This window comes from Pantoea sp. X-Soil-TKNS-1211 (assembly GCF_059730495.1).
In genome coordinates this window covers 3,699,525-3,725,690 of the sequence record NZ_AP035953.1, presented here as the reverse complement: position 1 = coordinate 3,725,690, position 26,166 = coordinate 3,699,525, and the positions used below count along the sequence as shown (strand labels likewise).

The following is a 26,166-nucleotide window of genomic DNA, read 5'->3' as shown; positions in this document are numbered from 1 at the left end:
GTCAACGCTGCGTATTTGCTATTAAGTCTGCAGAGCGATTAAGAATTTTCCTGGGTTACCAGGTGGCATCAGGCCAGCAATAGGCAAATAACAATGGATAATAACTCTGACGTCATGTACCGCTTACTTGTGCAAAGCGTGCTTGATTACGCCATTTACATGCTCAAGCCGGACGGTACGGTAGCGAGCTGGAACGCCGGTGCACAACGTGCCAAGGGCTACACCGCTGAAGAAATTATCGGCAAGAATTTCGCGCTGTTTTATAGCGAAGACGATCGTAAAAACGGTGCGCCGCTGCGTGGCTTAGCCAGCGCCAGCGCCACAGGTCGTTATGAAACTGAAGGTTGGCGTTATCGCAAAGATGGCAGCGCTTTCTGGGCGCATGTGATTATTGATGCGATCCGCGATGAATATGGCGAACTGCTCGGCTTTGCCAAAATCACCCGTGACTGCACCCAACAGCAGGAACAACAACGCAGGCAGCGGGAGCAGGAAGAACGGTTCCGTTTGCTGGTAGAGGGCGTCACCGATTACGCCATCTATATGCTGGATCTGGACGGCAACGTTGAAAATTGGAATGCCGGAGCGCAACGCGCCAAAGGTTATGTCGCGGAAGAGATCGTTGGGCAGAACTTTTCGCGTTTTTACAGCGCCCAGGATCGCCTTAACCACATCCCGGAGAAGAACCTCGGTATCGCGTTCAAAACCGGTCGTTTTGAGGATGAAGGCTGGCGTTACCGCAAGGATGGCAGTGCTTTTTGGGCGCATGTCATCATCGATGCCATTCGTGATGATGCTGGCAAGTTGATTGGTTACGCCAAAATCACTCGCGACTGTACCGAACAGCAGGCGTTATTACGTGCCCAGCGTGAGCAGGAAAAAACCTTCCGTCTGCTGGTGACCGGAGTGCGGGATTACGCCATATACATGCTGGATGTGCAGGGACGGGTGGTGAACTGGAATGCTGGGGCGCAACGGGCGAAAGGCTATCGCTCGGAAGAGATCGTCGGCCAGCATTTCTCGATATTCTATGGTGCGCAGGAGCGTCAGTCGAATGCGCCGGATGCCAACCTTGGTATCGCGCTGAAAACCGGGCGCTTCGAAGATGAGGGTTGGCGCTACCGCAAAGATGGTTCTGCCTTTTGGGCGCATGTGGTAATCGATGCGATCCACAATGAAGAAGGCCGTTTGATTGGCTTTGCGAAAATCACCCGCGACGTGACCGAACGCCGTGAACATGAACAGCAGCTGTTGCGTGCGCGGGATTTGGCCGAAGCGCAGAGTGCCAAAGCGTCTGAACTGTCGAAATTCCTCGACACCATCATCACCCATATCCCGTCCTGCGTGATAGTCGAAGACGCCATCACCCGCGAAATCCTGATGGTCAACGACAAAGCCGAACAGCTGTTTGGTATCAACAAGCTATTGATCATGCATAAACGGCCGCATGAATGCATGTCGGCCGAGTTGAGTGATTACTTCAACAGCCTGGCGGATATTGCCCTGCGTAGCGAAGGCATCCATACGCGTGAACAACTGTTGATGACGGCGGGCGGCGAGCGCATTTTGCATACCCGTGCTACCACCATCGCCGGAAAAGATCTGCGTCAGAACTTCGTGATGCTGATTGTTGAGGATGTGACCGACCAGCGCGAAGCCGATGCCCGTATCCACCATATGGCGCATCATGACAACCTGACCAGCCTGCCTAACCGTATCCTGTTCCGTCAGAAGTTAAGCGAAGCACTACGTGCTGATCATCAAGGCGGACACGTGACTGCGGGGTTGTGCCTCGACCTGGATAACTTCAAAAACGTCAATGATGCGCTGGGCCATCAGATTGGTGATGACCTGCTGCGCACGGTGGCGAAGCGTTTGCGCAATGTGCTGCGCGACCATGACACCCTGGCGCGTATTGGGGGTGATGAATTTGCCATCGTGCTGCCGGGCATCCGCAACGCGGATGAAGCCGCAGTGGTGGCGCAGCGCCTGATTGAAGCCATCCGTCCTCCGGTCAATCTGGAAGGGCACAATCTGTCAGTAGGGTTGAGTGTCGGCATCGCGCTGAGTTCGCAGGCGGTCAACACCCCGGAACATATGCTGCGCTGCGCCGATATGGCGCTTTATGAAGCTAAACGCAACGGTCGTAATCGCTACGAGCATTTCACGCTGGAGATGGATGATCTGGCGCGCAGTCGCCGGGTGATCGAGAACGATCTGCGCGATGCGATCAGCGGGCGTCAGCTCAAGCTCTATTATCAGCCGATCACCGATGGTAATGAAAAAGGGATCATTGGTTATGAAGCGCTGATGCGCTGGCATCACCCGATCAAAGGGCTAATCATGCCGAATGATTTTATCCCGATCGCCGAGGAGACGGGCCTGATCCACCTGCTGGGAGCATACGCGCTGTATGAAGCCTGTCGCGAAGCGGCAAGCTGGGAAGGGGAACAATCGGTGTCGGTTAACCTGTCGCCGTTGCAGTTCAAAAACAGTTCGCTGGTGTCTGTAGTGGAAGGTGCGTTGCGCGAATCAGGGTTGGCACCACATCGCCTTGAAGTGGAGATCACCGAGTCGGTGCTGCTGGATGATACCCTCGGGAATATCCGTACCCTGCAAAACCTGAAAGCGCTGGGCGTGCAAATTGCGCTGGATGATTTCGGCACCGGCTATTCGTCACTCAGTTACCTGCGATCTTTCCCGTTCGACAAGATCAAAATCGACAAGTCGTTTATCAACGATATGGGCGACAGTCGTGAAGCGCTGGCAATTATCCGCGCTATCACCGGGATGAGCCGGAGTCTGGATATTCAGATTACCGCAGAAGGGGTGGAGAGCAGCGAGCAGTTTGCCCGGTTGCGTGAAGAGGGTTGTACGCTGTTCCAGGGCTACCTGTTTGGTCGCCCGCAGCCTTCGGAGCTGCGCTTAAAAAAACTGGATTGATCTTCTACCTTAATCGCCTTCTCCAGCGCTGGGGCAATGACAGCTTTGCCCCAGCGTGCTAATTTGGCGGGCAGTTCGTTTGAATATAACGGAATGTCTGACTTAGCAGGTGAATGCATGAAGCTGAAAAATTTAACGTTGACCAATTTCCGTGGCATCGAACAACTCGATGTTACGTTTAATGAGAAGCCGACCATTATTGTCGGAGTTAATGGTGCAGGTAAATCAACCTTATTAGATGCACTAGCTATTTCACTCTCCCATCTTACCAGTCGCATTTTTGATAGCGCGCAAAAAGCCAGGAGTTTTTCTCCGGACGATATTCGAGTCAATAGTCATTATACGCGTGCTGTTGTTAATATTACGCTTAACCAGAAATATGTTAATTTTGCGGTTGCACTGAATAAACGTGCAGGAAAACATCCGGGTGAACGTTCAAGTTATTTTGATGAATTAAATACTGCGGTAGAACCGCTGACTAAAAAAAATAAAAATTTCAAATCGGATCAGGTAATGGAAATATCTCTGCCTGTTGCGATCTACTATGATGTGCATCGTGCAGTAATGGATATTCCACTTCGCATCCGTGAGAAACTGTCGAATACCCCATTCGAAGGTTATGAGGGGGCATTGTCAAATGGTGGAGCTGATTTCAAACGTTTCTTTAACTGGTTTCGTAATCAGGAAGATGTGGAAAATGAACGCATTCGTCGTGACCGAAATTATGCGGATCCCAAACTGGTTGCGGTGCGTAAGGCGATAGAACTGTTTACTGGTTTCACTGATATTCACATCAATCGTAAACCTTACTTGCGTATGGTGGTGAATAAAAACGGTACCGAGTTGAGCATCAACCAGCTGTCGAATGGCGAAAAGTGTCTACTGGCGTTAGTGGGGGATCTTGCACGCCGCCTGGCATTGGTCAATCCGCAATCGAACAATCCATTATTGGGTGAAGCCATTGTGTTGATTGATGAAATTGATCTGCATCTCCACCCAAAATGGCAAAGGAATGTCGTGAATAAATTGCAGGAAACCTTTCCAAACTGTCAGTTTATTGTGTCTACCCATTCACCGCAGATCGTTGGCGAAACCCCGCCGGAGAATGTGCTGTTGTTACGCGGCGGTAAATTATTGGGTCATCCTTCAACGGCACTGGGGTTAAGTAGCAATGAAGTCCTTGAGCATGTTATGGAAGGTGAAGCCCAGAATCTATCGATCCGCCAGAAAATTAAGGCGATTGCCGATCTGATTGATGAAGATAAATTTGCCGAAGCAAAAGCACAGTTGCAATCTTTAGATCATGATGTGGGTGATATTCCAGATGTACTGCGTTTGCGTAGCAGTATTGACACACTGGAACTGCTTTCTGGAGGGGATGAATGAGAGCGGTGAACAAAGGTGGGGAGCCACACGCATTACTCAACTGGAAGCGTGTCAATGCAGCAATACCGGATAATCTAAAATATGGTCGAGCGAACTTTCCTTCTGAAGAGGTTCGTTGCGCATTGTTAAACGAACAGCATTATTTATGTGCATACACATTGCAGCGTTTAAAAACACCTGAACAATGCGCAATTCTTGAATTCAAAACTGCACATAGTTGCCACATTGAGCACCTGCTACCGCAATGCCGTGAGAAGCAAGTTCTTGACGGGAAGATAGTCAATCGTTTTCGGTCGGGAGAAGATATTGATTACCTGAATATGGTGGCCTGTTATCCCGATAGCAGAAGTCAAATTCATTGCGATTATGGTGCGAAATTTAAAGATGATTATGATCCAAACGCTGATGACCTATTTGTTTTTCCGCATGTCGCTGCGGTTGAGCATCATTTTTCATTTACCGGTGATGGTCATGTCTGTGGTGAGACCCCACAGGGGATAAACACGGTTAAGGTGCTCAATCTGGATCATCCAGAGCTGGTTTCTCGCCGTGCCGCTGCCATTGATGGGGCCATCAGGCCGCGTGGTAAGGAAATTTCTGCTGCTGAGGCTCGCAGGTTAGCTGAAGAAATTATGCAGCCACAACCTGATGGGTCGATGCGGGCATTCTGTGTGGCGATTAAACAAGCTGCCATTCAACATGCAGGAAAACTGGAAAAGCGGGCGCAGCGGTTGAACCGTCAACGTGCAGGCTAAACAAATCGGCCCGTTCTGCGGGCCGGTTCATCTTATGCGCCGTGGCTTTCGGTATTCATACGGCCCAGATCTTTGTCGATCAGGAACAGGCCTTCACCTTTGCTGCCCACCAGCGCCAGTTTATCCAGCACGGTTTTGAACAGCTTCTCTTCTTCATGCTGCTCAGCCACGTACCATTGCAGGAAGTTGAAGGTGGAATAATCCTGCGTGGTCATCGCCGCATGCGCCAGTTCATTGATTTTACTGGTGATCAGCTTTTCATGGTTCAGGGTTTCTTCGAACAGCTCAGCCAGGGAATTCCAGCTGACCGGCGGAGCCGCGATGCTGCCGAGAAGCGGTAACGAACCGGCATCGCTCAGGTAGTCGAACAGGCGCTGCATATGTTCCATCTCTTCGCGCGAGTGCATCTTCAGGAAAGACGCTGCACCTTCAAAGCCTTTGTCGCTGCACCAGGCACTCATTTGCAGATAGAGGTTGGCAGAGAAGAATTCCAGATTCAGTTGGTCATTAAGACGAGCGGTCATTTCAGCAGTTAACATGGCTGATTCCTTTTTAAATTTTTCAGGTGAGTGCGACGAATTATGCATCAATCTTCACTTTTTTGTGAAGTGATTTTCGTCAAAAAGTTGAATTTATCTTATTGATTATAAATGGAATTATTCAGGTTTTTGAATGCGACCGATTCTCATTTTTGTCTTCTTTTCATCAAGGGCCGTCGCACCATGATAGTGCAGCCGTTGTGCCTGATAAGCGTGCACCTTGCGTTTAATTGATTTTATTTTCAGCAATCTGCTGACGTGGCGAAAATATTCATCCGGGACAATAAAGACTGCAGCGATTAAGGTCTTTAGCGCGAAGGATTGATATTGCGGCAGTTTGAATGTTACTGAACAAAATTCGCGGTTTCGCAATTAAAGAAAATACCAGCTGGCATAAATCCTGCTTAGAACTAAGTTCCATATATTGCAACTGACTGGTTAAAAAATAACACCAGCAGGAGGGTTCTATGTCTGAAGAAAAAAACATCGCCGTACCGGAACGGGTGACGGCAAGTATTGGTAGTTACGTCGCGCTGATATTGGCCATTCTCTTTTTCTCCGGCTTATTTTATAAGGTAGAGGGCTTTAGTTGGCTGGGAGCGTTTGATTTCACCACGCTGGGGGGGAGTTTCGGCACCATGAAGGAGTCGGCTAATACCTTCCTCGGTTCCGGCGGCTTGAGTGCCAAAGCGGGCTTTCTGTTCGCGCTGTCGTTGGCTCCGACGGTGATGCTGGCGCTGGGCGTGTTGGAAATCTTTACCCATTACGGCGCGATTCGTGCCGCTCACACCCTGCTAACGCCGTTGCTAAAACCATTGATGGGCTTGCCGGGGCGCTGTGGCCTGGCGTTAATTACCGATCTGCAAAGTACCGATGCGGGTGCCGCATTAACCAAAGAGATGTATGACCAGCAACAAGTCAGCAAAAAAGATGTGGTGGTTATGTCTGCCTGGCAATATTCCGGTGCGGGTTTAATCAATAACTATTTTGCCATCGGCTCAGCGCTGTTTGCCTCGATGACGGTGCCGATCATTATTCCGTTGGTATTAATGTTTGTTCTCAAATTCGTCGGTGCGGCTTTTGTCCGTTTCATGTTAAATAGTGTTTATAAAAAGGATTTTGCTGATGTCAAATAATGCTCAGACCAGGGTGAATAACAACCCGTTCGATATTTTTATCGTTGGCGCGCGTAAAGGCTTCCATATTGCTATCCATAACCTGATGCCGAATGTGGTGATGGCTTATGTGCTGGCGGAAGTACTGAATTTACTCGGCATCATGCAATTTCTCGGACATGTCTTCGCGCCGGTCATGGGGCTGTTTGGCCTGCCGGGTGAAGCCATTACCGTGCTGCTTACGGCCTGGTTATCGTCATCGGCGGGTGTGGGGGTGGCGGTCAGCCTGCTGACCAAAGGTCTCCTGAGCGGCACGGATATCTCGATCCTTGCCCCGGCCATTTTCCTGATGGGGGCGCAGCTACAGTATATGGGCCGCCTGCTGGGTGTTGCCGATGTGCCGAAAAAATACTGGCCGCTGCTGATGCTGACCAGCATCATCAATGCGGTGATCGCCATGCTTGTGATGCGTTTTTTTGTTTAGGAGCTAACCGGTGTCCAACGTCTTAGATCATTATCATTTTCTGCATGAAATCCCGGAACTGGGTTTTCAGGAGTTTAAAACCTCGGCCTATATCGCCGACCAGCTGGAACAGGCGGGGATAAAGGTAACCCGCGATATTAACAACACCACCGGGATTGTAGCGGAAATTGACAGTGGTGTGCCCGGCCCGGTGCTGGCATTGCGTGCGGATATGGATGCGTTGGGACATGTGATTGATGGCGTTCCTTGTGCGCGGCATACCTGTGGCCATGATGGTCACTCCTCGGTGGTGCTGACGGCGGCGCAGGAGCTGCTGAAAGAGGGGGCAATCAAAAAAGGTCGTCTTAAGCTGTTGTTCCAGCCCGCCGAAGAACTGGGGGCAGGGGCGCTGTCGATGATCGAAGGCGGGGCGATGGATGATGTCGAGATGATCCTCGGTTTCCATGTGCGTCCGCTGGAGGAGTGTCATGTGGGACAAGCGACGCCTGCGGTGATCTATTCCGCCTGTAGCACGCTGGAAGCCACCATTAAAGGCGTACCGGCCCATGCGGCTCGACCGCATCTTGGCGTCAATGCACTGGATGCGGCAGTGCAGGCTGTGCAGGCCGTGAATAGCATTCACCTGTCGCCGGGGCTGAACTGGAGCGTCAAAGCGACACGTTTTCTCTGTGATGCCGGTGTGACCAACTCGGTGCCGGATGAAGCCCGCGTGGTGTGGGATCTGCGTTCGCAGGAAAACGAACCAATGGATATCCTCAAACACAAGGTAACACAGGCGGTAATTAATAGCGTCGCGGCGCTGGGGGCGACTGCCGAGGTGGTGGTGCTGAAGGAGATGCCTGCGGCAGAGATCCATGAGGAAGCTACAGCGGTGATCCGTGCAGCGATTGTCGACGTGCTGGGCGAAGAGGGACTGCTGGGAGCGAAAACCACGCCCGGTAGTGAAGATTTCTTCTATTACCCGGTAAAATGCCCGACGGTGAAAGCCGGGTTCTGGGGATTGGGCACCAATCTGGTGCCGGGCCTGCATCACCCGGAGATGCGTTTTGAACTGAGTTCGCTGGAAATTGGGGTGAAGATCTTCAAAGCCGCCGTGACGAGGGTCTTGGGATAATCTGAGCTTCCTCCGTCGCGGCGCGATAAATCGCGCCGCGACGAATACTATGCTGTGTGTTGTCAATTTCCCCACCCCGCCGAAATATTGTATGCTATGCCGCCTGAATAACCGCTGGCTCTGTCCCGGTCACCTGATTTTGTTTGCAGCGCCCGGCTCGTGCGTTGCCTTTTAAGAAGATTTCACTCATGTCTAATGCTCCCTTTTTACAAGAGGTGGCGCGCCGCCGTACCTTTGCGATCATTTCGCACCCGGACGCCGGTAAAACCACCATCACCGAGAAAGTTCTGCTGTTCGGACAGGCGATCCAGACCGCCGGTACGGTAAAAGGCCGTGGATCAAACCAGCACGCCAAATCCGACTGGATGGAGATGGAGAAACAGCGTGGTATCTCCATCACCACCTCGGTGATGCAGTTCCCCTATCGCAACAGCCTGGTGAACCTGCTGGACACCCCTGGGCACGAAGACTTCTCAGAAGATACCTACCGCACCCTGACGGCGGTGGACTGCTGCCTGATGGTGATCGATGCTGCCAAAGGTGTTGAAGATCGTACCCGTAAGCTGATGGAGGTGACCCGTCTGCGTGACACGCCGATCATCACCTTTATGAACAAACTTGACCGTGATATCCGCGATCCGATGGAGCTGCTGGATGAAGTCGAAAACGAGCTGAAGATCGCTTGTGCGCCTATCACCTGGCCGATCGGCTGCGGCAAGCTGTTTAAAGGCGTGTATCACCTCTATAACGATGAAACCTACCTGTACCAGACTGGCCAGGGGCACACCATTCAGGAAGTGCGTATCGTTAAAGGGCTGAACAACCCGGACCTCGACAAAGCTGTCGGTGAAGATCTGGCGCAGCAGCTGCGTGATGAGCTGGAGCTGGTGCAAGGCGCATCCAACGAATTTGATGAAGAGTTATTCCTGAGCGGCGAAATCACCCCGGTGTTTTTCGGCACCGCGCTGGGTAACTTTGGCGTTGACCATATGCTGGATGGCCTTGTTTCCTGGGCACCGGCACCGATGCCGCGTCAGAGCGACACCCGTACCGTGGAAGCCAAAGAAGAAAAATTCAGCGGCTTTGTGTTTAAGATTCAGGCCAACATGGACCCGAAACACCGTGACCGCGTGGCCTTTATGCGTGTGGTGTCCGGTAAGTATGAAAAAGGCATGAAGCTGCGTCAGGTGCGTATCGGCAAAGATGTGGTGATCTCCGATGCTCTGACCTTTATGGCGGGTGACCGCTCGCACGTGGAAGAAGCTTATCCGGGCGATATCATCGGTCTGCACAACCACGGCACCATCCAGATTGGCGACACCTTCACCCAGGGCGAGAACATGAAGTTCACCGGTATCCCGAACTTCGCCCCGGAACTGTTCCGTCGTATCCGCCTGCGCGATCCGCTGAAGCAGAAACAACTGCTGAAAGGATTGGTGCAGCTGTCGGAAGAGGGCGCGGTGCAGGTATTTCGTCCGGTGCATAACAACGATTTGATCGTCGGTGCGGTGGGTGTGCTGCAGTTTGACGTGGTGGTCGCGCGCCTGAAAAGCGAATACAACGTTGAGGCGATTTACGAATCGGTCAACGTGGCAACCGCGCGTTGGGTTGAATGTGCTGACGTGAAGAAATTCGATGAGTTTCAACGCAAAAGCGAGCTAAACCTCGCGCTGGATGGCGGTGATAACCTCACTTACATCGCCCCGACCATGGTCAATCTCAACATCACCCAGGAACGTTATCCTGATGTGATTTTCCGCAAAACGCGCGAGCATTAATCGCCGTTTTTCTCAGGGCCGGTGGTTTCCGCTGGCCCTGTTTTTCCCTTCCAGACTCATCCTAAAAACGCTATATTTTTCGCTTTTTGGCGAGATATCAACCACAAAAAGCGGCAAAACCCTCAGCCCCGTCTATGATCATTCTGTCGGACGAGAAAAGAAACTCCTGTTTCATTACGTCCATTATCGCAGCAACGCCGTTTGTTGCTGGCGCATTCGCGGTTGCGGATGAGTTAACTGATAGAAGGATGATATCGATGATTAAGACTAAGATTGCCAAAACCCTGATTGTTGCTCTGGCTGGCTCGGCCCTGCTGAGTGGCGCAGCGCTGGCCGACGAATCCCTGACGCAAAAAGCGCAGGCAACCGCCGACAGTGCAGGGTCGAAAATCGATAGTTCTATGAAAAAAGTCGGTGGGTATATGGATGACAGCGGCATCACCGCCAAAGCGAAAGCCGCGTTGGTGGATGATGAAGCGATAAAAAGCACGGATATCTCAGTGAAAACGCATCAAGGCGTGGTGACGTTGAGCGGTTTTGTCACCTCGCAGGACCAGGCGGAAAAAGCCGTAGCCGTGGTGCAAAAAGTTGAAGGGGTGAAATCCGTCAGTGACAAACTGCACGTGAAAGACAGCAAAACTACGTCGCTGAAAGGTTATGCCGGGGATGCGGCAACCACCAGTGAAATCAAAGCTAAACTTTTAGCGGATGACATCGTGCCATCACGCAACGTGAAGGTGGAAACCACCGATGGTGTGGTGCAGTTGTCCGGTACGGTTGCGAATCAGGCGCAGTCAGATCGCGCTGAGCAGATTGCGAAAGCCATTGAAGGCGTGAAAAGTGTCAAGAATGACCTGACGGTCAAATCTTAACCTTGGGCGCTGCGGCCATGGGTATCCGCCGCAGCGTAACAACATCTTTCTGCACACCCAAACTGGGATGAACTAAGCAGTTCTATTTTCACGATGGTAAAAGGAGAGGCTTATGTTTCGTTGGGGTATTATCTTTCTGGTGATCGCATTGATTGCTGCGGCATTAGGTTTTGGCGGTCTGGCGGGTACGGCAGCATGGGCAGCTAAAATCGTCTTTATTGTCGGTATTATTCTGTTCCTCATCAGCCTGTTTACCGGGCGTAAACGACCCTGACTTTGTGTCATAGTTCGCTCACCCGGCAGTAGCCTGAAGCGGAGACCAGTCAGGGCATAATAATGACTGGTTCTCCGGGTTGCGAGCGGTGGCGATTCTGCGCTTTAGCACCCTCAGAGAAAGAACCGCTGAGGGACATATCTTGGGTATACGCATCCCTGTGACGCTGGGAACCATCGAACCCTTAGCGCTCACCCCCTTTAAATCAAACAAAATTGCCCTGGTGTGCGAAGGCGGCGGCCAGCGGGGTATCTTTACTGCTGGCGTGCTGGATGAGTTTCAGCGCGCAGGCTTCAATCCTTTTGATCTGATGCTTGGCACCTCCGCAGGGGCGCAAAATCTCTCGGCATTTGTCTGTGCTCAACCGGGTTATGCGCGCCGGGTGATCACACGTTATACCACCAGCAAACTGTTCTTTGATCCGCTGCGTTTTGTGCGTGGCGGCAATCTGATTGATCTTGACTGGCTGGTGGATATCACCAGCCAGGAGCTGCCACTGGCGATGAGTACGGCGGAAGGGTTGTTTGCTAAAGGCAGCGAGTTTTATATGTGCGCCTGCCGCAGCGATGATTACAGCGCGCATTACTTCAGCCCGACCCGTAATACCTGGCTCGATATCATCAGAGCCTCCAGCGCGATTCCGGGGTTCTACCGCAGTGGAGTGGAGATGGAAGGTATCAGCTATCTTGACGGCGGTATCAGCGATGCAATTCCGGTGCGTGAAGCAGCCCGACGAGGGGCCGATACCGTTGTGGTGATCCGCACCGTACCTTCACAGGTGTCATATACGCCGAAGTGGATCAAGCGGATGGAGCGCTGGCTCAGCGACAGCGCTTTGCAGCCGATGATCAACATCCTGCATCAGCATGAAGAGAGTTATCACGACATTCAGCAATTTATTGATCTGCCACCCGGTGATCTGCGTGTCATTGAAATCTTCCCGCCCAAACCGTTAGCCAGTAATGCGCTGGGGAGTCGGATCGCCTCGCTGAATCAGGATTACCATCTGGGGCGGCGCTGTGGACGCTATTTTCTCGCCACGCTCGGTCAGTGGTTGAGTGATGCCGAGCCATTTGTGCGGCATACTGTCGTCACGCCGCCTGCTGCGGTGGCGAATGCGCCGGATAACCGTGAGGTCAATACCCCAGACGTGGCCGGTAACGATGCTGATTATGATGCAGGTTCGCTGGCATGAGATTTATCGATACCCACTGTCATTTTGACTTCCCGCCCTTTATTGATACGGCGGAAGCGAGCATTGCGCGCGCTGCGCAGGCAGGGGTCGAGCGGATTATTGTACCGAGTGTTGATGCCAGCCGCTTTGCGCTGGTCAGTCAGCTGGCACAACAACATGCGGCATTGTATGCCGCGCTGGGGCTGCATCCGATCCAGATTGCCGTACATCAGGATGTGCACCTCGATCAACTGGCGGAATATCTCCACGTCCCGGATGCCAAACGCGTGGCGCTGGGGGAGATCGGTCTCGATCTTTATATGGACGATCCTCAGTTCGACAAACAAACCCGGCTGCTGGATGGGCAGTTGAAACTGGCCAAACGCTACGATCTGCCGGTGATCCTGCATTCACGCCGTACCCACGATCAACTGGCGTTGTATTTGCGTCGTCACGATCTGCCGCGGCGTGGTGTGGTGCACGGTTTTGCCGGTAGCCTGCAACAGGCACAGCGTTTTATCCAGCTCGGTTATGCCATCGGCGTCGGTGGCACCATTACTTATGAACGCGCCAGTAAAACCCGTAACACCATCGCGGCGTTGCCGCTGGACTCCCTGCTACTGGAAACCGATGCGCCCGATATGCCGTTGAACGGTTATCAGGGCGAACCCAACCGTCCGGAGCGTGCGCGTCTGGTATTTGATGTGCTGTGCCAGCTACGCCACGAATCACCGGCTGTCATCGCCGATGCGCTATGGCAAAACAGCCTGCGCGTGTTCAATCTCTCCAACTGAGCCGGTCTGATCCCTGCACGCTGCTCTGAATTGACTACATTTACAGGGCGGTAAAGGCACAATTTTCCCAATTCATGTGATAATAGTCACATCGATATTCTCGGGCATTTCTGCGACTTTTTGTGATAAAAATCACTAAATTAATGTATTATTTACACAGATTACTTTTTTCATGTGATGAGGGATCGAATATTTCATCACTTACGTTGTTATAATTCTCACATTCTCTGGCGGGCGCAATCCGTCAGGCTGACTTTTTTGGAGAGCACCATGACTGATTTCACCGCAGCCGCGCAGCGCGCACTGCAACTGATGGATTTGACCACGCTGAACGATGACGATACCGACGAAAAAGTGATCGCACTGTGCCGCCAGGCCAAATCGCCCGCTGGTAACACTGCCGCTATCTGTATTTATCCGCGCTTTATCCCGGTGGCACGCAAAGTGCTGCGTGAGCAGGGCACACCGGAAATCCGTATCGCCACTGTAACCAACTTCCCGCATGGCAACGATGATCTGGATATCGCTCTGGCAGAAACCCGCGCTGCGATCGCTTACGGCACTGATGAAGTGGACGTGGTGTTCCCATATCGTGCGCTTATGGCGGGCAACCGTCAGATCGGTTTTGATCTGGTGAAAGCCTGTAAAGACGCCTGCGCGGAAGCGGGCGTGCTGTTGAAAGTGATCATTGAAAGCGGTGAGCTGAAAGATCCCGCGTTGATCCGTACAGCCTCCGAGATCGCCATCGATGCCGGTGCTGACTTTATCAAAACCTCCACCGGTAAGGTGCCGGTCAACGCTACGCCGGAAACCGCCGCCATCATGCTGAGTGTGATCCGTGATAAAGGCGTGCAGCAGCAGGTAGGCTTTAAACCGGCAGGCGGCGTGCGCAGTGCTGAAGACGCGGCCCATTATCTGCAACTGGCTGACGATATCCTCGGTGCGGGTTGGGCGGATGCGCGCCATTTCCGCTTTGGTGCTTCCAGCCTGTTGGCGAGTTTGCTCAATACGTTGGGCCATGCCACCACCGCAAGCAAAGCTGGGTATTAATTGTTTTCGTAGCGGCGCGATTTTTCGCGCGATTATCAGCCGGGGAGGCAACCTTGTTCCTGCCACAAGAAATTATTCGCAAAAAACGCGATGGTCGAGAGTTGAGCGAAGCGGAGATCCGTTTCTTTATCAACGGGGTGCGTGATAACAGCGTATCAGAGGGACAAATCGCCGCGCTGGCGATGACCATCTGGTTCCATGATATGTCGCTGGCCGAACGCGTGGCGCTGACGATGGCGATGCGCGATTCCGGCACGGTGCTGAACTGGCAGGCGCTGAACCTTAACGGGCCAATTGTCGATAAACACTCGACCGGTGGCGTAGGCGATGTCACGTCGCTGATGCTTGGCCCGATGATCGCCGCTTGCGGTGGTTACGTGCCGATGATCTCCGGTCGTGGTCTTGGTCACACCGGTGGCACGTTGGATAAGCTGGAAGCGATCCCCGGTTTTGACATCTTCCCGAGTGACGATCGTTTCCGCGAGATCATCAAAGAAAATGGTGTGGCGATCATCGGCCAGACCAACTCGCTGGCACCGGCTGACAAACGTTTTTACGCCACGCGCGATATCACCGCCACTGTTGATTCGATCCCGCTGATCACTGCCTCGATCCTGGCGAAAAAGCTGGCAGAGGGGCTGGATGCGTTGGTGATGGATGTCAAAGTGGGCAGCGGTGCCTTTATGCCGACCTTCGAAGCCTCAGAAAACCTGGCGCAGGCGATTGTGGGCGTTGCCAATGGCGCAGGCTGCAAAACCACCGCGCTGCTGACCGATATGAATCAGGTACTGGCCTCCAGCGCTGGCAACGCACTGGAAGTGCGGGAAGCGGTGCAATTCCTGACTGGCGAAGCGCGTAATCCACGTCTGCTGGAAGTGACGCTGGCGCTGTGCAGTGAAATGTTGATATCCGGCAAGCTGGCGGCAAATGATGCCGAGGCACGGCAGCAACTGCAACGGGTGCTGGACAATGGCCAGGCCGCAGAGGTGTTTGGCCGCATGGTTGCGGCGCAAAAAGGCCCGGCAGATTTTGTCGAGCGTATGGACCACTATCTGCCCGCCGCGATGCTGAGCAAAGCGGTGTATGCCGACCAGCCGGGTATCATCAGTGCGATGGATACCCGCGCACTCGGCATGGCGGTGGTGGCACTGGGCGGTGGTCGTCAACGCGCCAGCGATACCATTGATTACAGTGTCGGTCTGAGCGAGATGATTACCCTCGGGGCAACGGCGGATGCACAGCGCCCGCTGGCGATCATTCACGCCGCAACCGAAGCGCAGTGGCAGCAGGCCGCCGCTGCGGTCAAAGCGGCCATCACCTTAAGCGATAGTGCCCCGCCGGAGACACCGGTGGTTTATCGCCGCGTCAGCGAATAGTTGCCGCCGCTGCGTGCCAGGTAGAAGGCATTCAGGTATACTGATCTGATCGCTTTTTTTTGACTTGTCATCGCGCAGTTGCGCAGGAGACTTGCATGAAACGTGCTTTTATTATGGTGCTCGACTCCTTCGGGATCGGCTCCAGCAAAGACGCCGCTAAGTTCGGCGATGAAGGATCGGATACGCTCGGCCATATCGCCGAAGCGTGCTTTGCAGGCCGCGCCAATGAAGGCCGCGAAGGGCCGCTGCACTTGCCAAACCTCACCGCGCTGGGACTGGGTAAAGCCGCTGAACTTTCCACCGGGCGCTTCCCGCCAGGGCTGGATCCGCGTGCGGAAATTATCGGCGCATATGCCTATGCCAGTGAACTCTCCTCCGGTAAAGATACGCCGTCAGGCCACTGGGAAATCGCCGGTGTGCCGGTGCTGTTCGACTGGGGTTACTTCAGCGACAAAGAGAACAGCTTCCCACAGGAACTGCTGGATAAACTGGTGCAACGCGCTGATCTGCCGGGCTACCTTGGCAACTGCCACTCGTCCGGGACGGTGATTCTCGATCAACTCGGCGAGGAGCACATGAAAACCGGTAAGCCGATTTTCTACACCTCGGCAGATTCGGTGTTCCAGATCGCCTGTCACGAAGAGACTTTTGGGCTTGAGCGTTTGTATGAGCTGTGTGAAATCGCCCGTGAAGAACTGACCGAAGGCGGCTACAACATTGGCCGTGTGATTGCCCGTCCGTTTGTTGGCGACAAGGCCGGTCACTTCCAGCGTACCGGCAACCGTCACGATCTCGCGGTCGAACCCCCCTCACCGACCATGCTGAAAAAGCTGGTCGATGAGAAGGGCGGTGAAGTGATTTCCGTTGGTAAAATCGCGGATATCTATGCTCAGCAGGGCATCACGCAAAAAGTGAAAGCCACCGGTCTGGATGAGTTGTTCGACGCCACTATTGCGCAGATGAAGAAAGCACCGGATCAGTCGATTGTGTTCACTAACTTCGTCGATTTCGACTCAACCTGGGGTCATCGTCGTGATATCGCAGGTTATGCTGGCGGCCTGGAACTGTTTGACCGTCGCCTGCCGGAGCTGATGGAACTGGTGAAAGAGGATGATATTCTGATCCTCACCGCCGACCACGGCTGTGATCCCAGTTGGGAAGGTACTGAACATACGCGTGAGCATATTCCGGTGCTGATCTATGGGCCGAAAGTTAAACCCGGCTCCCTCGGCTATCGGGATACCTTTGCCGATATCGGCCAGACAATCGCGCACTATTTTGGCCTGTCCAGCATGGACTACGGCAAAAGCATGCTGTAAAACAGCGACCAATTTTAATAAGGAAAATAACGATGGCAACGCCTCATATTAATGCAGAAATGGGTGATTTCGCGGACGTGGTTCTGATGCCGGGCGATCCGCTGCGTGCGAAGCACATTGCAGAAACCTTCCTCGAAAATGCGGTTGAAGTGAACAACGTACGCGGCATGCTGGGCTACACCGGAACCTATAAAGGTCGCAAAATTTCGGTGATGGGTCACGGTATGGGGATTCCATCCTGCTCGATCTACGCTAAAGAGCTGATCACTGAGTTTGGTGTGAAGAAGATTATCCGTGTGGGCTCCTGCGGCGCGGTGCGTGCCGATGTGAAACTGCGCGATATCGTGATTGGTATGGGTGCCAGTACCGATTCCAAAGTGAACCGTATGCGCTTCAAAGATCATGATTTCGCTGCGATCGCTGATTTCGATATGGTGCGCAACGCCGTTGATGCGGCGAAAACGCTGGGCGTCGATGCGCGCGTAGGCAACATCTTCTCCGCTGACCTGTTCTACACGCCAGACCCGCAGATGTTCGACGTGATGGAAAAGTACGGCATCCTTGGTGTGGAGATGGAAGCAGCGGGTATTTACGGCGTGGCAGCAGAATTTGGTGCCAAAGCGCTGGCGATCTGTACCGTGTCGGACCATATCCGTACCCACGAGCAGACCACCGCAGCGGAACGTCAGACCACCTTCAACGATATGATTAAGATCGCGCTGGAGTCGGTGCTGCTGGGGGATTAACCCGCACACATCGTAACGGCGCGCTAAATGAATCGCGCCGTTACGGAAACCATCTGTCACACTTTTACCCAGGCTTGTGCATCTTCTTGCTGGCTCTGAGGCGAGAACGCCCTATCATTAGCGGGCTAACGATGAGATAAAGCCCCCCGATGAATTTTCGTAATTTCGAAGCCGAAGAGAAACTGTTTGTTCGCCGCGCAATCGTGGCCTTTGCGTTGGTGGTGATCTGTTTCACTATCCTCGGCGTTAACCTCTACCATTTACAGGTGGATGAGCACAGCTATTACGCGACGCGCTCCAACGAAAACGACATCAAAATGATCCCCATCGCGCCGACGCGAGGGCTGATTTACGATCGCAACGGCATTCCGCTGGTGCGCAATGTCACCTGGTACGACATCCTGCTGACCCCTTACAAAATCGATGATATGAAGGCGACCATTGCGGCGCTGACACCGATTATCGATTTAACGCCGGAAGAGATCGATACTTTCTGGAAAAATCTCAAGCAAAACAGTCGCTACAAACCGGTGGTGTTGAAAGAAGAACTGACTGACGAGCAGGTGGCGCGTTTCGCGGTAAACCAGTTCCGCTTCACCGGCGTAAGTATCGATACCTACCAGGATCGCCAATATCCCTACGGTGCCGACCTGGCGCACGTGGTCGGCTACGTGTCGAAAATCAACGATAACGACTACAAACGCCTGAACGAAGAGGGTGTGGGTGAGAACTACGCTGCTGACCACAACATCGGTAAGCAGGGGATTGAAGGTTATTACGAATCAATTCTGCATGGCAAAACCGGTTATCAGGAAGTCGAGGTGGATAACCATGGTCGTATCGTCCGGGTGTTGAAAGAAGTGCCTCCCGTGGCCGGGAAAAATATCTATCTCACCCTCGATCTGCATCTGCAACAGTATGTTGAGAGCCAGCTGGTGGGGCAGCGCGCTGCTGCGCTGATTGAAGATCCGCATGATGGCAGTGTGCTGGCGATGGTCTCCAGCCCCAGTTATGACCCGAATCCGTTTGTGAAAGGCATCAGTTATCAGGCGTATAAGACCTTGTTGCAGGATAAGAACCTGCCGCTGATCAACCGTGTAACGCAGGGGCTTTATCCGCCTGCATCGACGGTGAAACCCTATATGGCGATGTCGGCGTTGTTGACCGGCGTCATCACCCCGCAAACCACCTTCTTCGGTGCACCAACCTGGACGCTGCCGGGTACCGATCGTAAGTATCGCGACTGGAAAAAAAGTGGCCACGGCATGCTGGATGTCACGCGCGCGATCGAGGAATCGGCTGACACCTTCTTTTATCAGGTGGCATTTATGATGGGTATTGACCGCATCCATCATATGCTCAGCCAGTTTGGTTACGGTAGACCGACCGGTATCGATCTTAACGAAGAGTACGCTGGTCTGTTGCCGAGCCGTGAATGGAAGCAGAAGGTACATAAGCGTGGCTGGTATCAGGGCGATACGGTATCGGTAGGCATTGGACAGGGCTATTGGATTGCCACGCCGATTCAGATGGTAAAAGCGTTAGTGGCGTTGATTAACAATGGCCGGGTGATTAATCCGCATCTGTTGGGGAAGGTGCAGCTTGGTACGGTCCAGCAACCTTATGCGCCAAAAGATCCGCAACCGCAAATTGGTGACCCAAAATCACCTTACTGGTCGCTGGTGCGTCATGCGATGTTTGGTATGGCGAATGCGCCAAACGGCACCGGTTATAAATATTTCCACACCGCCCCTTATGGCATTGCGGCAAAAAGTGGGACATCACAGGTGTTTAGCCTGCGGCAGAACCAGGTCTATAACGCGAAGATGATCCCGACGCGCCTGCGTGACCATATCTTCTACACCGCCTTTGCGCCGTTCAACGATCCCAAAGTGGCGGTGGCGCTGATTCTGGAAAACGGGGGAAATGAAGGGATTACCGCTGCGCCAGTGATGCGTAACATCCTCGACCATATCTTCCTGCCACCGCCAGCCGTGCCGCTGGAGACAGCCAATATCGCCAACGCGCCTGCGGCTCGTTAACGAAAAAATATCCGGTTTCGGCCATGATTCTTCGCATCGTACAAGGCGGCGTCGGCGTTGTTGTAGAGGGTTTCGAAGTCAGAGCCGGGTTTGCCATGGCTCACGCCGAGACTGGCGGTCACTAACTGGCCCGGCAGCACCGCCAGCGGCGAGGCGTTAAGTGAAGCGTGAATCGCTCCGGCGACGATCACCGCGTCGGACAGGCGGAAATGGGGCAGTAGCACGGTAAACTCTTCGCCACCGATACGACCGATGTTGGCTTCTGGTGGGCAGTGCGCCTGCACGCGCGCAACCAGGTCGCAAATCACTTTGTCGCCCATCGGATGGCCGAACTCATCGTTGATCTTCTTGAAGTGATCGATATCGAGAATGATCAACGCGGCCGGACCATGCGCCAGGGTGAGCGTAATACGTTGAATAATAGCGCTGCGGTTCCAGACGGCGGTCAGCGGATCGTGCGTGGCCTTATATTCCAGTTCCTGCGCCAGTTGGTTGAGCTGTTCATTGACGCGGTTTAGCTCGCGCTCGGCGCGGTCGCTGCGCGAAATCAGACGATAGGTTTCACGCATCAACCGTTGGTAGTGGCGATTCAGCCTGAGCAACGCATCGCGATAATCCTCGGCGCTCAGGGAGGATTGTGCTGCCACGTCCTGTGAGCGATGCAGTACCTCGCTCTCTTCACGGAACAGCTCATTGAGATCGATCATGAGGTCATTTCCGCCCGCAGCTTCACCTGGATATCGGTGAAGTCCAGCGCCAGCTCCTGACCAAATTCTTCCGAGACATCGTCCTCTTCATCATAAAACCAGTTCAGTTCCACCGTCAGTCCCGCCTGCGCTCGCTGATTAAACAAATCAAACAGGCTGAACAGCATCTTGGTGCTGGAGCTGTTGAAGTAGCGCAGGGCGATATTGACTGTCAGCGGACGTTGGTCTGCTGGTGCCCAGCCTTCCAGCGTATCCAGCAGTGGGCGATAAAACGCTGCGGCATTCTCCGGCCAGGATTCACCACGCAGGGAGAAAAGGTGATCGGCAAAATTGAAGTCTACATCGGGGGTGCTGTCGGTCGCGGCGATAACGAGGTTTTGCATAACAAAATCAATCCTGGTGGATGGTGGCTTTCAGCCAAAACGTTGCGAAGTCGCTGGTTTCCAGCGGGCGCAGTTCATACTCCAGCGGTTCGCTGACATCCCGCGCCAGCGTTAATAAGCCAATATTCGCCCCTTTGCTGGTGACAGGGCTTTCGCTGCGCAGGCCAACACGATATGCCTGTTTAATCTCTTCATTGCTCATGGTGCGCAGCATATCGAGCCAGTAACGCAACTGGTCACATGCCGCCTGATCAACCAGGTTGCTGCTCTCCAGTACGTAGTTATTTCCGTCGATACGCAAACACACGGTACCAAACCGGAATTCCTGTTCTTCGTGGCTCAAGGCGCGGTTGTCCTGCGAGTAACGCAGGATGTTTTGCACAATCTCGACGAAGCTGGAAAACAGGCGGCGGCGCACCTTCACCGGTGCCTGCTGATTTTCGAGAAAAACCTTGATCACCTCACCCATCGCCGTGATGTTCTGTGGCGAAAAAAAGCCGGTGTAGTGCAGTGCCACCTGTTCGGGCAGTACGACACTGGCGTGCGACTCGTGATTCATGATGTTTACGGCTCAGTTAATAACGGAAGCCAAACCAGGTGACGTCATCGCGTCGCGGCTGGTTGCCTTGCCAGTGGAGAAAATCTTGTTGAAACGCCCGGGAAAGTTCGCTCATCGGTAGGGTCTGATAGCGACTGACCAGCGCCTGAATACGTTTCTTACCAAACATAATCTGTCGATCGCCGCCGGGCTGATCGGTGACACCATCGGTCATCACCAACAACATATCGCCCTGGTTAAGGGGGCGTTGGTGCTGTTGCCAGACATAATCCAGTGGTGTATCGGTATAACCCACGCCGGTACGATCGGCGGTCAGCGCTTCGGCGGCACCAGCGGCGGGTTGCAGTAAGGCATGCAGGCGTGCGCTGGCCCAACTCAGCTGATGCTGCCGGGTATCCAGCCGCAGCGCGATGGCATCGCAACCGTCGTTGGAGTGCGAGGTTTGTTGTGACGCACTAAGCTGCCCGAGGGTCTGTTTGATATGACGATTCAATGCCTGCAACAGCTCCGACGGGGAACGCCGATTTTGTTGCAGTGCATTCTCCAGCGCGGACTGCACAATCACCGTCATAAAGGCTCCCGGAATACCGTGGCCGGTGCAATCGGCAATCAATGCCAGCCAGCCTTGTTCATCCTGATGAAAGGCATAGTAGTCGCCGCCTACGCCGTCGCGCGGTTGCCAGTGCAGGCACCAGTCATGTAACTGCAACGCCATTTGTTGGCTTGAGCGCTCCAGCATCGCGTCCTGAATCACACGGGCATAATCGATGCTTTGTAAAATCTGTTGATGCTGCTGCGCCTGCAAATCGGAGACGGTACGAATCAGGTCGATACCGAGGCCAATGCCCATGTAGTGACCTGCCTCGGTGAGGATAAAACCGTCAGTCACGGATTTGTCACCGCTGGCGACCACCTGCTGCGCGACATGGTCGAGCGGCGTGTCGGCATCGATCACCAGCGGATGCTTATCCATAAAGGCGATGCAGCTTTTACGGTCATACAGCTCGCGAAAGAACGGGCGTGCCATTTGCGACAGGAAGATGTGACGGTTAATCATGCCGAAGGGTTTGCCCTCTTCGACTACCGGAAGACCAATCAAATCTTTGTGTTCGGTAAACAACGCCATGACGGCGAGGTTATCGCTGGCGGGTGTGACAAAGGGCACCGCGATGCAGAGCGAACGTGCGCGGTAACGGCTCGACAGGGCGGCAAGCCCTGCGCGTAAGTCGGGCAACTGCATAGCGGAGATCTGGCATGATATTAAGAATAATCCGAGGGTACGACACCGCGATGACAGTTTTATGTCAGCGGTGCCGTGGCGAGGGATTACTCGCCTTTTAATGTCTCGGAAACGTGGCTAATAGCGCGCACGACATCGTCGGCGCTGTCACGGATTTCAGTCATCACGCCACCGGCCTGCTGTGCCAGCACCACGCCCTGATCGGCACGTTTCAGATTGGATTCAATACCTTTCAGCGCCTTCTCAGCCAGCAGGTGGTTCTGTTGGACTTTGCTTTCAATTTCGCTGGTGGCGCGATTAATGTTGGCCGCCAGTGTTCGTACCTCGTTGGCAACCACAGCGAAACTGCGGCCATGTTCACCGGCACGCGCGGCTTCAATCGCGGCGTTGAGTGCCAGCAGATTGGTTTGATTCGCGATGCTACGAATGTTATCCACGATAGCGCCGATACGATCGGAAGAATTGCTCAGGTTATTGATATCGCCGGAAATACCTTGTAGATCGCTGGCGAGGTCATGCATGGTTCGCACGCTGTTCTCAATGACCGTGGCACCCAGCCGGGTGTTTTCTGTGGTTTGCTGGGCGGTTTGATACGCCTGCTGTGCCGCTTTACGTTCTTGCTGGTTCTTCTCCACCTGCGCGGTGACATCGGTGGCGAATTTCACCACTTTATACAGCTCGCCGCTTTCGCTAAATACCGGGTTATAGGTGGCGCGTAGCCAGACGATGCCACCTTGTTTGTTCTGGCGCTGAAACTGGCCGGAGATAAACTCGCCACGATTGAGTTTTTGCCAGAACTGCTGGTATTCCGGGCTATTACGCAACTCGGCAGTGCAGAATTGGCTGTGATGGCGACCAACGATTTCGTCGGCATCATAATGCATGGTGTTGAGGAAATTGGCGTTGGCTTGTAGCACCTCACCTTTCAGGTTAAAGGCAATGACCGCCATCGAACGTTCAATGGCGGCGGTCATGGCGCGTTGCTCCTGGGCATCGACAATATGTCCGGTGATATCTGTCGCCAGCTTGATGATTTTGATCACCCGACCGCTACGATCCTGCACCGGCACATAATTGGCTTCCAGCCAGATCGGGCGGCTGTTTTTTGCCACACGCAGAAATTTATCGCTAAAAGCTTCGCCGCGATTCAGTCGTCGCCAGAAATCGCCATATTGTGGTGACTGGATGAGATCAGCCGTACAGAACAGGCTGTGATGCTGGCCGACGATCTCCGCCAATGTATATCCCATGCAAGTGAGAAACAGCTCATTGGCCGTCAGGATGCGTCCTTCCGGTGTGAACTCAATCATAGCGATAGCATCATGCAACGCGTTAAGCGTGGCTGTACGATGGCTGCGCCGCTGCCACGCAAGGCGTGACAGAATTCCTGATGTGATGGTGGTAAACATGGTGAACCTTATTTTATTGGTATGGTATCAGTTCGGTTATCGGCAGGGGTGATTAAAAATTCACCGGAAAAAGCGTGGCTGGAGAGAGTTTTTTACCATTCAGTCCATTGGTTGCTGCAAAAGACGGCAGTCAGTCGATTTTCACCGAAAAGCGTTTGACGGTGCGGCTTGGTTAGGGTTTAATGCGCCCCGTTGCCCGAATAGCTCAGTCGGTAGAGCAGGGGATTGAAAATCCCCGTGTCCCTGGTTCGATTCCGGGTTCGGGCACCAAAATTCAGAAAACCCAGCCAATGGCTGGGTTTTTGCTTTTGGGGGGCAGAACACCGTAGCTACACCAGCAGATCAGCCATTTCTCAGCATTATTTATCACATTCTGATATCATCATAAACCTTCCCTAAATCGGCTTCGTTTATCTTTCCCTAAAATAATTCCCTTTGATTTAACCAACCTCATTTTCTGGATGAACAAATGGAATTCCGCAAAACATTATTGGCAACCTCGCTGTCACTGCTTTTTCCCGCAGCATTACTGGCACCATCATTATCTCAGGCACATGGAAATATTTCCGAACCAAAATCACGTCACCTGATGTGTAGAGATCAGGGGGCGGCAACTGAAGGTTGTAAGGCCTATCAAAGTGAAGGGAATCCGGGTATTAATGAACAAGGTGGTCATACAGGAAAAGGTGGGCGTGATTATCTGAATGCCACCCCGCAGGGGCAGATTTGTAGTACCAATTATAGTAATAACGCGGCTAATCATGGAATTAACGTTCTGGTCAAAAACGGTGACTGGCCGGTGACTGCTATCACTGCCCATAATGGTGAAATTGATCTGAAATATAATTATACCGCTTATCATGGTACAGACCATATCGCCTTTTATATTACTAAACAAAATTACGACCCCGCCAAAACCCTTACGGTCAATGATTTAGAATTGCTGTGTCGTGAAGATGGTGAATTACCACCTGATGATGGTGGTCGATCCGGGGCACGCACGTTCAGTCATTGCAAATTACCTTCTAACCAGTCCGGGCGTCATTTGATCTGGGCGGTATGGCCGGTATCTGCACAACACGGTACTAATGAAGTGTTTACCAACTGTGCCGATGTGGTGATTAACAACGATCAAAATGCCAACCCCGGTTCTGGTTGGGAAACAGTCAATCCTGACGGTATTAACGCCAATGAAAATCTGAGTACGGGTGCAAAAGCGACTTTCCGTTTATTCGACCATACGCGCAACGGTACTGTTGCCTATGAAAAAACCATCACCGTTGCAACCAATATGGGTAAAGCACAGTGGTTGTATCAACTGGCAAATACGGTCAATGCTGACACCAATCTGGTACGCATCGGTACGCTGGTAAATAACGATATCACGCTGCCAGCTGGCAAAACCCACTATGATGTCTTTAGTAAAAATGGCAACAAATACGGTACTGCTGTTGTGATTGAGAATAATAATACCGAAGTGCCTGGCAACGGTGGTGGTGAGACAGAGAAATTACCGCCCGTTATTCAACTGAAATCGGAGCATATCACCGTTGATCAGCAGCAACAAAATGCAGGCTACACAATGGATGCCTCCCAATCGCTCTATGCCAGCCATTATCGCTGGGAGATCATTGCAGGCGACAACACTTTCCAGTTACAGAAAAAAGCGGGGACGCCGACGTATTATGCGACACCACTCGAAGGTGAGGATTTACATACTGTTCGTGCGTGGGTGAAAGGTGGAACCAGCGGCACGGCGACCTACCGTCTGACAGTCACCAATGACTACGGTAAGGCTTCAAAGGATATTACCGTCACGGTTAACGCTGCCAGCGCTGGCGGAGAGACCATTCCAGCCTGGAAAGCCACCAACTATTCGCAGAAATGCACCAAGGTTTCGCATAAAGGTCAAATCTGGCAAAACCAATGGTGGGCGAATGCCGGTGATGAACCAGGCCCACTGGGGCAATGGGGCATAACCTGGCAGCCGGTTAACGCTTCAGGTAACCAGTGCAAATAAATTGATTTATCACCTAAAGCAACCCTCCGGGGTTGCTTTTTTTTGCCGTCATGAAGTTGCCCCTCTGGAGGGAAGCTCAATACAAAA

At 53.0% G+C, this 26,166-nt stretch carries 24 protein-coding genes and 1 tRNA gene; 18 read left to right on the top strand and 7 right to left on the bottom strand.

Translation table 11 applies throughout. The features are described from left to right. The first annotated feature begins 93 nt into the window (after window positions 1-93). The 3 genes from AC6I8W_RS17520 to AC6I8W_RS17510 all read left to right on the top strand — a co-directional run bounded on the left by AC6I8W_RS17520 (window position 94) and on the right by AC6I8W_RS17510 (window position 5,084). Window positions 94-2,943, top strand: coding sequence for a sensor domain-containing protein (locus AC6I8W_RS17520; protein WP_497836038.1), 2,850 nt, complete (start codon window positions 94-96; stop codon window positions 2,941-2,943). A gap of 117 nt (window positions 2,944-3,060) precedes the next feature. Further along, window positions 3,061-4,329, top strand: a complete 1,269-nt coding sequence (locus AC6I8W_RS17515; RefSeq protein ID WP_497836037.1) for an AAA family ATPase — start codon at window positions 3,061-3,063, stop codon at window positions 4,327-4,329. Next, on the top strand, window positions 4,326-5,084 hold the full coding sequence (locus AC6I8W_RS17510; RefSeq protein ID WP_497836036.1) for an HNH endonuclease family protein: 759 nt from the start codon (window positions 4,326-4,328) through the stop codon (window positions 5,082-5,084). The genes AC6I8W_RS17515 and AC6I8W_RS17510 overlap by 4 nt, the downstream gene beginning before the upstream one ends. Before the next feature lie 32 nt (window positions 5,085-5,116). Here the strand turns inward: AC6I8W_RS17510 and ftnA are convergent, their stop codons facing one another. Continuing rightward, window positions 5,117-5,623: a non-heme ferritin gene (ftnA, locus tag AC6I8W_RS17505; RefSeq protein WP_497836035.1), complete on the bottom strand. Its 507-nt coding sequence runs from the start codon at window positions 5,621-5,623 to the stop codon at window positions 5,117-5,119. A 117-nt stretch (window positions 5,624-5,740) separates the two neighbouring features. Continuing rightward, complete coding sequence (locus AC6I8W_RS17500) at window positions 5,741-5,995, bottom strand: hypothetical protein (protein ID WP_497836034.1); 255 nt, start codon at window positions 5,993-5,995, stop codon at window positions 5,741-5,743. A gap of 95 nt (window positions 5,996-6,090) precedes the next feature. Here AC6I8W_RS17500 and AC6I8W_RS17495 point away from each other — a divergent pair, with 95 nt between their 5' ends. The 13 genes from AC6I8W_RS17495 to mrdA all read left to right on the top strand — a co-directional run bounded on the left by AC6I8W_RS17495 (window position 6,091) and on the right by mrdA (window position 19,761). Beyond that, a complete protein-coding gene (locus AC6I8W_RS17495; RefSeq protein ID WP_497836033.1) occupies window positions 6,091-6,759 on the top strand; it encodes a nucleoside recognition domain-containing protein in 669 nt (222 codons plus the stop codon). Continuing rightward, window positions 6,749-7,222: a YjiG family protein gene (locus AC6I8W_RS17490; protein ID WP_497836032.1), complete on the top strand. Its 474-nt coding sequence runs from the start codon at window positions 6,749-6,751 to the stop codon at window positions 7,220-7,222. The genes AC6I8W_RS17495 and AC6I8W_RS17490 overlap by 11 nt, the downstream gene beginning before the upstream one ends. Window positions 7,223-7,232: 10 nt before the next feature. Then, window positions 7,233-8,336 (top strand): M20 peptidase aminoacylase family protein, encoded by a 1,104-nt coding sequence (locus tag AC6I8W_RS17485; RefSeq protein ID WP_497836031.1) that lies wholly within the window; start codon window positions 7,233-7,235, stop codon window positions 8,334-8,336. Between the two features lie 188 nt (window positions 8,337-8,524). Beyond that, a complete protein-coding gene (gene prfC, locus AC6I8W_RS17480) occupies window positions 8,525-10,114 on the top strand; it encodes a peptide chain release factor 3 (protein ID WP_497836030.1) in 1,590 nt (529 codons plus the stop codon). Between the two features lie 257 nt (window positions 10,115-10,371). Next, window positions 10,372-10,986, top strand: coding sequence for a molecular chaperone OsmY (gene osmY, locus AC6I8W_RS17475; RefSeq protein WP_497836029.1), 615 nt, complete (start codon window positions 10,372-10,374; stop codon window positions 10,984-10,986). A gap of 112 nt (window positions 10,987-11,098) precedes the next feature. Further along, the gene (locus tag AC6I8W_RS17470; RefSeq protein ID WP_013510475.1) at window positions 11,099-11,260 is read left to right on the top strand and encodes a DUF1328 domain-containing protein; all 162 of its coding nucleotides are present in this window, start codon (window positions 11,099-11,101) and stop codon (window positions 11,258-11,260) included. A 142-nt stretch (window positions 11,261-11,402) separates the two neighbouring features. Continuing rightward, window positions 11,403-12,455, top strand: coding sequence for a patatin-like phospholipase family protein (locus AC6I8W_RS17465; RefSeq protein WP_497836028.1), 1,053 nt, complete (start codon window positions 11,403-11,405; stop codon window positions 12,453-12,455). Further along, window positions 12,452-13,228, top strand: coding sequence for a TatD family hydrolase (locus AC6I8W_RS17460; RefSeq protein WP_497836027.1), 777 nt, complete (start codon window positions 12,452-12,454; stop codon window positions 13,226-13,228). The genes AC6I8W_RS17465 and AC6I8W_RS17460 overlap by 4 nt, the downstream gene beginning before the upstream one ends. Before the next feature lie 270 nt (window positions 13,229-13,498). Then, a complete protein-coding gene (deoC, locus tag AC6I8W_RS17455) occupies window positions 13,499-14,278 on the top strand; it encodes a deoxyribose-phosphate aldolase (protein WP_497836026.1) in 780 nt (259 codons plus the stop codon). Between the two features lie 53 nt (window positions 14,279-14,331). Next, entirely contained in the window at window positions 14,332-15,654 is a 1,323-nt protein-coding gene (deoA, locus tag AC6I8W_RS17450) for a thymidine phosphorylase (protein WP_497836025.1), read from the top strand. Between the two features lie 95 nt (window positions 15,655-15,749). Beyond that, window positions 15,750-16,973: a phosphopentomutase gene (gene deoB, locus AC6I8W_RS17445; protein ID WP_497836024.1), complete on the top strand. Its 1,224-nt coding sequence runs from the start codon at window positions 15,750-15,752 to the stop codon at window positions 16,971-16,973. A 32-nt stretch (window positions 16,974-17,005) separates the two neighbouring features. Continuing rightward, complete coding sequence (deoD, locus tag AC6I8W_RS17440) at window positions 17,006-17,719, top strand: purine-nucleoside phosphorylase (protein WP_497836023.1); 714 nt, start codon at window positions 17,006-17,008, stop codon at window positions 17,717-17,719. Between the two features lie 149 nt (window positions 17,720-17,868). After that, on the top strand, window positions 17,869-19,761 hold the full coding sequence (gene mrdA, locus AC6I8W_RS17435) for a penicillin-binding protein 2 (protein ID WP_497836022.1): 1,893 nt from the start codon (window positions 17,869-17,871) through the stop codon (window positions 19,759-19,761). Here mrdA and AC6I8W_RS17430 read toward each other — a convergent pair. From AC6I8W_RS17430 to AC6I8W_RS17410, 5 genes are all read right to left on the bottom strand, one after another. Further along, a complete protein-coding gene (locus AC6I8W_RS17430) occupies window positions 19,758-20,468 on the bottom strand; it encodes a GGDEF domain-containing protein (protein ID WP_497836021.1) in 711 nt (236 codons plus the stop codon). The two genes, mrdA and AC6I8W_RS17430, sit on opposite strands and share 4 nt — an antisense overlap. Further along, on the bottom strand, window positions 20,465-20,851 hold the full coding sequence (locus AC6I8W_RS17425; RefSeq protein WP_497836020.1) for a DUF1987 domain-containing protein: 387 nt from the start codon (window positions 20,849-20,851) through the stop codon (window positions 20,465-20,467). Before AC6I8W_RS17425 ends, AC6I8W_RS17430 begins: the two co-directional genes overlap by 4 nt. A 7-nt stretch (window positions 20,852-20,858) precedes the next feature. Then, complete coding sequence (locus AC6I8W_RS17420; RefSeq protein ID WP_497836019.1) at window positions 20,859-21,410, bottom strand: SiaB family protein kinase; 552 nt, start codon at window positions 21,408-21,410, stop codon at window positions 20,859-20,861. A 16-nt stretch (window positions 21,411-21,426) separates the two neighbouring features. Further along, on the bottom strand, window positions 21,427-22,650 hold the full coding sequence (locus AC6I8W_RS17415; RefSeq protein ID WP_497836018.1) for a SpoIIE family protein phosphatase: 1,224 nt from the start codon (window positions 22,648-22,650) through the stop codon (window positions 21,427-21,429). Window positions 22,651-22,736: 86 nt separating this feature from the next. Beyond that, window positions 22,737-24,059 carry a methyl-accepting chemotaxis protein gene (locus tag AC6I8W_RS17410; protein WP_497836017.1) on the bottom strand — a complete coding sequence of 441 codons (1,323 nt, stop codon included), beginning with the start codon at window positions 24,057-24,059 and terminating at the stop codon, window positions 22,737-22,739. A gap of 194 nt (window positions 24,060-24,253) precedes the next feature. Here AC6I8W_RS17410 and AC6I8W_RS17405 point away from each other — a divergent pair. Together AC6I8W_RS17405 and AC6I8W_RS17400 are read left to right on the top strand one after the other, a co-directional pair. Beyond that, window positions 24,254-24,329 (top strand) — tRNA-Phe (locus AC6I8W_RS17405). A 199-nt stretch (window positions 24,330-24,528) separates the two neighbouring features. Continuing rightward, window positions 24,529-26,079, top strand: a complete 1,551-nt coding sequence (locus AC6I8W_RS17400) for a lytic polysaccharide monooxygenase (RefSeq protein WP_497836016.1) — start codon at window positions 24,529-24,531, stop codon at window positions 26,077-26,079. The last annotated feature ends 87 nt before the right edge of the window (window positions 26,080-26,166 follow it).